5 protein-coding genes are annotated in these 9,815 nt (G+C 74.8%); 1 reads left to right on the plus strand and 4 read right to left on the minus strand.

Annotated elements, in window-relative coordinates:
• Positions 1-111 precede the first annotated feature (111 nt).
• Complete coding sequence (locus C4U03_RS42880; RefSeq protein ID WP_103941217.1) at positions 112-3,048, plus strand: helix-turn-helix transcriptional regulator; 2,937 nt, start codon at positions 112-114, stop codon at positions 3,046-3,048.
• Positions 3,049-3,121: 73 nt separating this feature from the next.
• Here C4U03_RS42880 and C4U03_RS26520 read toward each other — a convergent pair whose 3' ends face one another.
• The 4 genes from C4U03_RS26520 to C4U03_RS26535 are packed head-to-tail and all read right to left on the minus strand — an operon-like array spanning position 3,122 to position 9,782.
• Positions 3,122-3,862, minus strand: a complete 741-nt coding sequence (locus C4U03_RS26520; protein ID WP_103941219.1) for a thioesterase II family protein — start codon at positions 3,860-3,862, stop codon at positions 3,122-3,124.
• Positions 3,859-4,074, minus strand: a complete 216-nt coding sequence (locus C4U03_RS26525) for an MbtH family protein (protein WP_103941221.1) — start codon at positions 4,072-4,074, stop codon at positions 3,859-3,861. Before C4U03_RS26525 ends, C4U03_RS26520 begins: the two co-directional genes overlap by 4 nt.
• 36 nt (positions 4,075-4,110) lie before the next feature.
• Positions 4,111-8,040: a non-ribosomal peptide synthetase gene (locus C4U03_RS26530; RefSeq protein ID WP_103941261.1), complete on the minus strand. Its 3,930-nt coding sequence runs from the start codon at positions 8,038-8,040 to the stop codon at positions 4,111-4,113.
• Positions 8,040-9,782, minus strand: coding sequence for a condensation domain-containing protein (locus C4U03_RS26535; protein ID WP_235018152.1), 1,743 nt, complete (start codon positions 9,780-9,782; stop codon positions 8,040-8,042). Before C4U03_RS26535 ends, C4U03_RS26530 begins: the two co-directional genes overlap by 1 nt.
• Positions 9,783-9,815: the final 33 nt, after the last annotated feature.

Raw genomic sequence — 9,815 nt, forward strand, 5'->3', positions numbered from 1 at the left:
CCACGGCGGCTCCCGGCCCCGCCCCGGGAGCCGCCGTTCCGTGTCCGCCGCGGGTACCCTCGCAGGGACGTTCCGCCGGTGGCGGAACCACGAGCGCACGGGAGGCGTCACGTGGCCCAGGACGGGCTGGTCGGGCGGCGGGACGAGCTCGGCGCGCTGGTGGCCGCCCTGGACCGCGCCGAGGCCGGGCAGTCCGGGGTGGTGCTGGTCAGCGGGGACGCCGGGGTCGGCAAGTCCCGGCTGGTGGCCGAGCTGTGCGCGACCGCCCGCAGGCGCGGCGGGCTGGTGCTGGTCGGGCAGTGCGCCGAGCTGGGCGAGAGCATGCCGTACCTGCCGCTGGCCGACGCGCTGTGGACCGCCACCCGTGACCCGCGCGTCCCCGCCGACCGGCTGACCGTGTTGCGCGCCGCGCTGGACTCGCGGCCGGTGCTGGGCCGGCTGCTGCCGGACGGCGCGGGCCCGGCCGGCGGTGACGCCTCCGGCCTGGCGCAGCAGCGGCTGTTCGGCGCCGCGCTCGGGCTGCTGGGGGAGCTGTCGGACGCCCGGCCGGTGCTGCTGGTACTGGAGGACCTGCACTGGGCCGACCGCTCCACCCGGGACCTGCTCACCTTCCTCAGCCGGGTGCTGCAGAGCGAACGGGTGTGCCTGGTCGGCACCTACCGTTCCGACGACTTGCACCGCCGTCATCCGCTGCGTCCCCTGGTGGCCGAGCTGCTGCGGCTGCCCAGCGTGTCGGCCGTGGAGGTGCGCCCGTTCGAGCGGCGGGAGACCGCCGACTACCTGGTCTCGCTGCAGGGCGGCGACCTGCCGGCGGAGGTGGTCGAGCAGGTGCACGCTCGCTCGGAGGGCAACCCGTTCTACGCCGCCGAGCTACTGGCCGCCGCCCGCGACGGGGAGAGCCTGCCGCCCGCGCTGGCCGACCTGCTGCTGGCCCGGGTGGAACGGCTGCGCGAGCCCGCCCAACGGGTGGTCCGGGCCGCCGCCGTGGCCGGGCGCCGGGTCAACGACCGGCTGCTGCGGCAGGTGTCCGGGCTGGACGAGGCCGAGGTCGAGCAGGCGCTGCGCGAGATCGTCTCCCACCAACTGCTGCTGCCCGACGGCCCCGACGGTTACGTGTTCCGGCACGCGCTGCTGCGCGAGGCGGTCTACGGCGACCTGCTGCCCGGGGAGCGGACCCGGCTGCACGCCGCGTTCGCCGCGCTGCTGTCCGGCCGAGGCACCGGGATCGGCCGTTCGGCCGCCGAGCTGGCGCACCACAGCATGGCCGCGCACGACCTGCCGACCGCGTTCGCCGCCTCGCTGGAGGCGGCCTGGGACGCCGAGCGGGTCGGCGCCCCGGCCGAGGCGCACGAGCACTACGATCGGGCGCTGTCGTTGTGGGACGCGGTGCCCGGCCCGCGGGAGGCGGCCGGGACCGACCGGATCCGCCTGTCTCTGCGCGCGGCGGCGGCCTCGGCGGCGGCCGGCGACCTGCGCCGGGCCAGGCACCGGGTGCAGCGGCTGCTGGAGGCCGTCGATCCGGACGATCGGCTGCTGCTCAGCGAGGTCCACGAGCGGCTGGCCTACTACCTGGGTGACCTGGACCTGGTCGAGGAGTCGTCCGCCGCCGCCCGCGCCGCCATCGAGGTGCTGCCGCAGGACCCGCCGACCGCCCAGCGCGCCCGCGCGATGGCCACCCTGGCCCGTTCGCTCATCTGGTACGGGGAGTACGCGGAGCTGAGCGACCTGACGCGGGAGGCGATCGCGACGGCCCGCGCCACCGGGGCCGCCGACGCCGAGGCCAGCGCACTGATCTCGCGAGGCCTGCACATCGAGCCGGAACGCGAGGACTCCGGCGCCGAGGAGATGTTCGCGGCGGCCTGGCGGCTGGGGGTCGGTTCCGGCGACCTGCAGGTCGCGCTGCGCGCGGGCTTCCACCGGGCGCGAGCCAGGTTCGACCGCGGCGACCTGACGGGCGCCCGGGAGGCCATCGAGGAAGGCGTGCGCTTCACCCTCGACGCCGGGCTGGACTGGAGCACCTACGGCATCAACATGCGGTTCATGCGGTACCTGGTGCACTACACGATCGGGGACTGGGAGGAGGCCGCGCGGATCAGCGACGGCTTCGGCATCCGGGTGGGCACGCAGGCCGAGGCGTCGCTGTCGAGCTTCGCGCTGTTCATCGACGTCGCCCGGGGCGTCCCCACGGCCGATGAGCGGCTCGGCTGGCTGGCGCGGCTGTGGGACACCGACGACTTCGTCACCTTCATGGGCCGGGGCCTGGCCGCCGAGCACGCCCTGTGGCAGGGCGACGACGACACCGCGCTCGGTCATGCCGAAGCCGCGCTCGGCGCGCTGCTGCCGCACGACCCGGCCGTGATCCGCATCGCCGCCACCGCCCTGTGGGCCCACGCCGACCGTGCCGTGCGGGCCCGGTCCGCCGGGGACCCGGCCGCCGCGGAGAAGGCGGTGCGGACCGCCGACGAGCTGCTCGGACGGGCGCGGGAGGCCGCCGCCCACACCACCTATGGGCACCGGCGCGGCTGGCTGGGCCTTGAGGGCCTGGCCTGGCTGGCGCGGGCGGAGGCCGAGTGGCACCGGGCACACGGCGACGACGAGCCCGCGCACTGGCGTGCGGTGGTGGAGGGCTTCGACTACGGCTTCGCCTACGAGGTGGCGCGTTCTCGCTGGCGGTTGGCCGAGTCACTGGCCGCCCACGGTGACCGCGAGGCCGCCGCGGCCGAGTGGCGGCAGGCGGTGCGGACCGCCGACCGGCTGGGCGCGGCCCCGCTGCGCCGGGCGCTGGACGATCTCGGACGCCGGGCCCGGCTGACGGATCGGCGGCCCGCACCGGCCGCCGCGTCCTCACCGCTGGCGGGTCTGACCGCCCGCGAACGGGAGGTGCTGAGGCTGGTGGCCAAGGGCCTGGGCAACCGCGAGATCGCCGCCGAGCTGTACATCTCCCCCAAGACCGCCAGCGTGCACGTGTCCAACATCCTGGCCAAGCTGGGGGTGACCAGCCGCACCCAGGCCGCCGCCGTCGCCCTGCGCGAGGACTCCGCCCGCTAGCGGCCCGGACGGCGGGTCCCCGCGAAGGCGGGGTTCCGGCCCGTCTCCCGGAGCCCACGCGGCGGGCCGGGCGTCAGCTGGGCACGTGCAGGGCGCGTTCGATCTCGCGCAGCACCTCGGACTGGCGGGGAACGAGGTAGAAGTGATCGCCCGGCAGGACCTTCAGGGTGAAGGGGCCGTCGGTGGCCTCGGCCCACTCGCGTGCCCGGACCTCGTCCACGTGCGGGTCGCTGTCGCCGATGAGCGCGGTGACCGGGACGGCCGGGTTCGGGCCGGGGCGGCGCTGGTAGTCCTCGATCAGGCGGAAGTCGTTGCGCACGTACGGCAGGACGAGTTCGCGCATCTCCGGGTCGGCCAGCACCTCGGCGTCGCTGCCGCCCAGCTCCGCCAGCGCGGCCACCACGCCGTCGTCGTCGCGGTCGGCGACCCGGCCCTCGGCGTCCACGTCGCGCCGGTGCGGCGGGCGGGCCCCGGAGGCGAACAGGTGCGTGGGAGGGGCGCCGCGCTCCTCCAGCAGCCGGGCGGTCTCGTAGGCCACGATCGCGCCCATGCTGTGCCCGAACAGGGCGGCGGGCCGGTCCATCATCGGGGCCATCGCCCCGGCGACGAGCCGGGCCAGCCGGTGGGCGTCGCCGACCAGCGGCTCGGCCAGCCGGTCGGCCCGGCCGGGGTACTGCACGGCGTGCACCTCGACGGCCGCGCTCAGCTCCTTGCCCCAGGACCGGTAGGCCACGGCGGAGCCGCCCGCGTGCGGGAAGCAGAACAGCCGCAGCGACGCCCACGGGCGGGTCTCGGCGCAGCGGAACCAGGTCAAGCCCGGCCCTCCATGGCCTCGACCAGGCTCTTGGGCCGCATGTCGGTCCAGTTGGCCTCGACGTAGTCCAGGCACGCCTGCCGGGTGTCGGCGGTCTTGGCCACCGTCCAGCCGGCCGGAACCTCGGCGAACGACGGCCACAGCGAGTACTGGCCCTCGTCGTTGACCAGCACCAGGAACGTGCCGTCGGGGTCCTCGAAGGGGTTGGTCATCGGTGATCCTCTCGGGGGGCTGAGGTAAGGGTAACCTTAGCTGGAGTGCAGCTTGTCGAGCCGGGCGGCCAGGACGGCGCCGATCTCGGCCACCGGGGCGGGCTCCATCAGCAGATGGTGCTCGGCGTCGACCGGATAGTCCTCGATCTGGCCCTCAGTGACCGGCTGCCAGTTGCCGCGGGCGGTCGGCGCGCCGGCAGGACGGCCCCGGGTGGCGGTGAAGAAGACGACATCGCCGCGGAAGCGCCCCGGACGGTACTCCTCGGCGCAGCGCAGCCCGTTCTCGTAGTTGCGGTACAGGTTGGTCAAGCCGTCCTCGTCGAGGGTGGCGAACGCGTCGCCGCGCTCCTTAATGACGCGCATGATGTGGTCCAGGTCGGGGGCGCCGTCGGCGTTCATGCCGGCGTCGATCCCGGCGGCCTCCAGCAGTTCCGGCAGCACCTCGCGCTTGGCGGCGTCGAGGTCCTGGCCGTGGTAGGAGTCGATCAGCACCAGCAGCCCGACGTCCTCCCCCGCCGCCTGGAGGCGGCAGGCGATCTCGTAGGCGACCAGCCCGCCCAGCGACCAGCCCGCCAGGTGGTAGGGGCCGTGCGGCTGGACCTCGCGGATCCGCTCCAGGTAGTCGGCGGCCATCGCGTTCACCGACTCGGGCAGCTCACCGGAGGTGAAGGCGCGCGCCTGCAGCCCGTAGATCGGCTGCTCGGGTCCCAGGTGCCGCTGGAACTGGAAGTAGGGCCAGGCCAGGCCGCCGGCCGGGTGGACGAAGAACAGCGGCGGGCGGGAGCCGGTGGCCCGGATCGGCAGCAGCACCTCCAGGCTGGGCGCGTCCTGCCCGTCCCGACCGCGGGCCCGTACCAGCGCCTCGACGCTCTGGTGGGCGAACACCTCACGCGGCGTCATCTCCAGCCCGGCCTGCCGCGCCCGGGTGACCAGCCGCATCACGGCGATGCTGTCCCCGCCGAGGTCGAAGAAGCCGACGTCGGCGCCGACCCGTTCCAGACCGAGGACCTCGGCGAACAGCCCGCACAGCACCTCCTCCTCGGGGCCGTCCGGGTCGCGGCCGGCCGACAGCACGCCGAAGTCGGGCGCGGGCAGGGCGCCCCGGTCCAGCTTGCCGTTGGGGTTGGTGGGCAGGGTGCCCAGCAGCAGCACGGCGGCGGGCACCATGTAGTCCGGCAGCGCGGCGCCCACATGGCGGCGCAGCTCGGCCGGGTCGGGCTCGCGGCCGGCGACGGGGACGACATAGCCGACCAGCCGCTTGTCGCCGGGCCGGTCCTCGCGGGCGATCACCGCGACGTTGGCGACGTCGGGATGCCGGGCCAGCACCGCCTCGATCTCGCCCAGCTCGATGCGGAAGCCGCGGATCTTGACCTGGAAGTCGGCGCGGTCGACGTACTCCAGCATCCCGTCCGGCCGCCACCGCATCAGGTCGCCGGTGCGGTACATGCGGTCGCCGGGCGCGCCGAACGGGTCGGCGACGTAGCGTTCGGCGGTGAGCGCGCGCCGGTTCAGGTAGCCGCGGCCGAGCCCGGCGCCGGCGACGTACGCCTCGCCGGTCACCCCCGGCGGCACCGGCCGCAGCCCGGCGTCCAGCACGTACACCCGCATGTTGTCGATCGGGCGGCCGAGCAGCGCGGCCTGCTCGCCGCCGGCCAGCACCTCCCGCATCGACAGGACGGTGGTGTAGGTGGTGGCCTCGGTGGGCCCGTAGACGTTGCCGACCCTGGTACCGGGGCAGGCCGCCAGCACCTTGCGCATGGCCGCCGGGGAGCCCGCCTCGCCGCCGGTCAGTACCTCCTTCAGCCCGGCGAACGCGGCCGGGCGCTCCTCGGCGACCAGGTTGAACAGCGTGGTGGTGATGAACAGGCCGGTGACGTCCTCGGCGGCGACGATGCGTTCCAGCGCGGCGGCGTCCACCTCGCCGGGCGGGGCGATGACGACGGTCCCGCCCGCCAGCAGCGCCACCCACAGCTCGTAGGTGGAGGCGTCGAAGGCGTGCGGCGAGTGGCACAGGATCCGGTCGTGCGCGCCGTCCCGCATGCTGGTGTCCAGCGCCAGGTCCACCACGTCGCGGTGCCGGACCGCCACGCCCTTGGGCAGGCCGGTGGACCCGGAGGTGAACAGCACGTACGCGGTCTGGTCGGGATGGTTGACGACGCCGGGGTCGGTGGCGGGCAGCGCGGCTGTCTCCGGGTCGTCGTCCACCACGACCGCCTGGGCGGAGTGCTCGAACGGGTGCCGGGCCGTCACCGTGTCCAGCAGCAGGACCGGTGCCCCGGTCTCCTCGACCGCCCAGGCCATCCGGTCGGGCGGGTAGCTGTGGTGGATGGGCGCGTACACGCCGCCTGCCTTGAGGATCGCCAGGGTGGCCACGACGACGTGCGCGGACCGTTCGACCAGCATCGCCACCGGGGTCTCGGGGCGCACGCCGAGCCCGATGAGCCGGTGCGCGAGGCGGTTGGCGCGCTCGTCCAGCTCGGCGTAGGTGATGGAGCGTGCCGGCCCGCCGGCGGTCAGCTCGCGCAGCGCGACGGCGTCCGGCGCGGTGCGGACGTGGTGGGCGAACCGTTCGGTGATGGACCACGGGCCGTCCGGGCGCGGAACGGCGGGCCCCTGCCAGCCGACGAGCAGCCGTTCGCGCTCGTCGTCGTCCAGGACGTCGATGCGGGCCAACGGCAGGTCCGGCTCGTGGGCGATGGCGGACAGCACCCGCCGCAGCCGCCGCATGAGCCTCTTGGCGGCCTCGGCGGTGAACACGTCGGGCCGGTGGTCCAGCCGCAGCGACAGCCGCTCCCCCGGCACGGCGGCCAGTGCCAGCGGGTAGTGCGAGGCGTCGTGGCCGCCGGTTCCCCGCACCCGCAGCCCGCCCAGGTCGGCGCCCTCGGAGTCGGGGTCGAACGGGTAGTTCTCCAGCACCGTCATGGTGTCGAACAGGCCGCCGAGCCCGCTGAGCCGCTGGATGTCGGCCAGCCCGAGGTGATGGTGGGGCATCAGGTCGGCCTGCTCGCGCTGCAGGGCGCGCAGGGCGTCGGCGACGGTGTCGGCGGGCCGGAGACGCACCCGCACCGGGATGGTGTTGATGAACAGGCCGATCATCTGCTCGACGCCGGGCAGCTCGGGCGGGCGGCCCGAGACGGCCACCCCGAAGACCACGTCGGTCCGCCCGGTCAGCCGGCCCAGCAGCAGTCCCCACGCGAGCTGCAGGACGGTGCTGAGCGTGGTGCCGTGGGCCCTGGCGCGTTCGGTGAGCGCGGCGGTGAGGTCCGTCTCCAGCCTGACGCGGACCCGCTGCGGGACGGCCGGGTCGCCGCCCGCGGCCTGCGGGGCGACCAGCGTGGGCTCCTCCAGCCCGGCCAGCGCGTCCCGCCAGGCGGCCTCGGCGGCGGCGCGGTCCTGCCGGGCGACCCAGGCCAGGTAGTTCTTGTACGGGGTGACGCGCGGCAGGCCGGTGTCGTTGCCGCCCGCCACGTACAGCGCGAACAGCTCGGTCTGCAGGATCGGGGTGGACCAGCCGTCCAGCAGGATGTGGTGGTTGGTGAAGATCAGGCGGTGCCGGTCGGGCCCCAGCCTGGCCAGCAGGAACCGCAGCAGCGGCGGGCGGGCCATGTCCCAGCGGTGCGCCCGCTCGGCGTCGGCCAGCCGCACGGCCTCCGCCTCGGCCTGCGCGGCGGGTAGGCCGGACAGGTCGACCTCCTGCCAGGGCAGCGTCACCTCGCGGTGCACGACCTGGACGGGCGAGCCCTCCTTGCGCTGCCGGAAGCCGGTGCGCAGGTTGGCGTGGCGGCGCAGCAGCGTGGCGGCGGCCCGGCGCAGCGTCGCGGCCTCCAGCGGCCCTTCCAGGTCCAGGACGCCCTGTGCGGTGTAGACGTCGCTGTCGGCGTCGTGGAGCGCGTGGAAGAACAGGCCCTGCTGAAGGGGCGACAGCGGCAGGATGTCCTCCAGTTGTGACCGCTTCGGCTGCGTCATCAGTCCCACTCCCCATCGTCCAGCTCGGCGGCGAATTCGTCGATCTCGTCCTGGGTGAGCGAGACCAGCGAGATGTCGGAGGGCGTGAAGCCGCCCGCGCCCTCGGTGGCGGCGTGCGCCACCAGGCCGCGCAGCGCCTCGAACCACGCCTCGGCCAGCGCCCGCACCTCGTCCTCGGCCAGCAGGCCGCCCGGCCAGATCCAGGTGGCGCTCAGCTCCGGACCGGTGGGCAGATCGCGGGTGTGGGCGCTGATCTCCAGCGTGTGCGGCATGGCCAGGTCCGGGTGCTGGCCAGCGCCCAAGGCCTCGGCCTCGGCGGGTGCGGCCGGGGACCAGTCGGCGGCCTGCCCCTCGGCGTCGGCGGCGACCCGGCCGAGGTAGTTGAAGGCGATCTGCGGCTGTGGCAGGTCGGCCAGTTCCGCGGCGGTCTTCGGGTTGAGGTGGCGCAGCAGGCCGTAGCCGATCCCGTGGTCGGGGACCTCCCGGAGCTGCTCCTTGACCAGCTTGAGGGCGGTGCCGACCGGCGGGCCGCCGGCCTGGACCTCGGGCCAGGGGACGGCACCGGGATCCAGTCGGACGGGGTGGATGGTGGTGAACCAGCCCGCCGTGCGGGACAGGTCCACGCCCGGGACGATCTCCTCGCGGCCGTGCCCCTCCAGGTTGACCAGGACGGCGGTCTGCGGACCGGGACGGCGGTGGGCGACGGCCAGCGCCAGGCCGGTGAGCATGACGTCGTTGACCCGGCCGTGGAACGCGGCGGGCACCGAGGTCAGCAGCGGCTCGGTGATGTCGGCGGGCAGGTCGAGGGTGAGCTGCCGGGCGCTGCCGAACGTGTCGGCGCCCGGGTCGGGCCGGCGGGCGCCCAGCAGCGGGTCGGGGGTGCGCAGGACCTCCGTCCAGGTGCCCAGTTCGGCGGTACGGGCGGGGTCGGTGGCCTCGGCGACGAGCCGCTGCGCCCAGCGGCGGAAGGAGGTGCCGACCGGTTCCAGGGCCGGGGTCTGTCCGGCGCTGATGGCGGCCCAGGCGGTGACCAGGTCGGGCAGCAGGATCCGCCAGGACACCCCGTCCACGACCAGGTGATGCAAGGTGAGCAGCAGCCGTCCCTGCGCGTCGGGGCCGGCGTCGAAGTGGACGAGCTGGGCCATGACCCCGTCCGCGGGACGCAGCCTGGACCTGGCGGCGGCGCCCTCCTCGGCGAGCGTGGCCTTGAGGGCGGCGGCGTCGAGCCCGGCGACCTCCACCCGGCGGACGAGGGCGGTGGCGTCGATCGTGCCCGGCTCGGCAACCTCGAATCCGTTGCCGGTCATGCGCAGGCGGAGCATGTCGTGGTGGTCGAGCAGGGTCTGCAACGCCTGGGCCAGGTGGGCGAGGTCCAGGCCGGGGGGAGCGTGCAGCAGCATCCGTTGGCTGTAGTCGTCCACGGGGCCGTGCAGCTCGCGGAACCAGTGCATGATCGGGGTGGCGGGGACGGGTCCGATCCCGGCGCCCGGAGGCTCGACCTCCACCGCCTGGGTGTCGGCGGCGTCCTGGGCGATGACGGCGAGTTCTTCGACGGTCTGGTGCTGGAACACCTCACGCGGAGAGATCACCAACCCGCACTGACGGGCACGGGAGACCAACTGGATCGCGATGATGGAATCACCGCCCAGGTCAAAGAACCCGTCATCGATCCCCACCCACTCCAAACCCAGCACCTCGGCGAACAGACCCGCAAGAACCTCCTCACGCTCAGTACGAGGCACCCGGGAAGACACCTTGGCCGCAAAATCGGGGGC

This window comes from Thermomonospora echinospora (genome assembly GCF_900108175.1).
GTDB classification, from domain to species: domain Bacteria; phylum Actinomycetota; class Actinomycetes; order Streptosporangiales; family Streptosporangiaceae; genus Thermomonospora; species Thermomonospora echinospora.

Coding starts and splice junctions, on each gene's coding strand:
- C4U03_RS26525 (WP_103941221.1), bottom strand. CDS start 4,074: ATGACCAACCCCTTCGAGGACCCCGACGGCACGTTCCTGGTGCTGGTC.
- C4U03_RS26530 (WP_103941261.1), bottom strand. CDS start 8,040: ATGACGCAGCCGAAGCGGTCACAACTGGAGGACATCCTGCCGCTGTCG.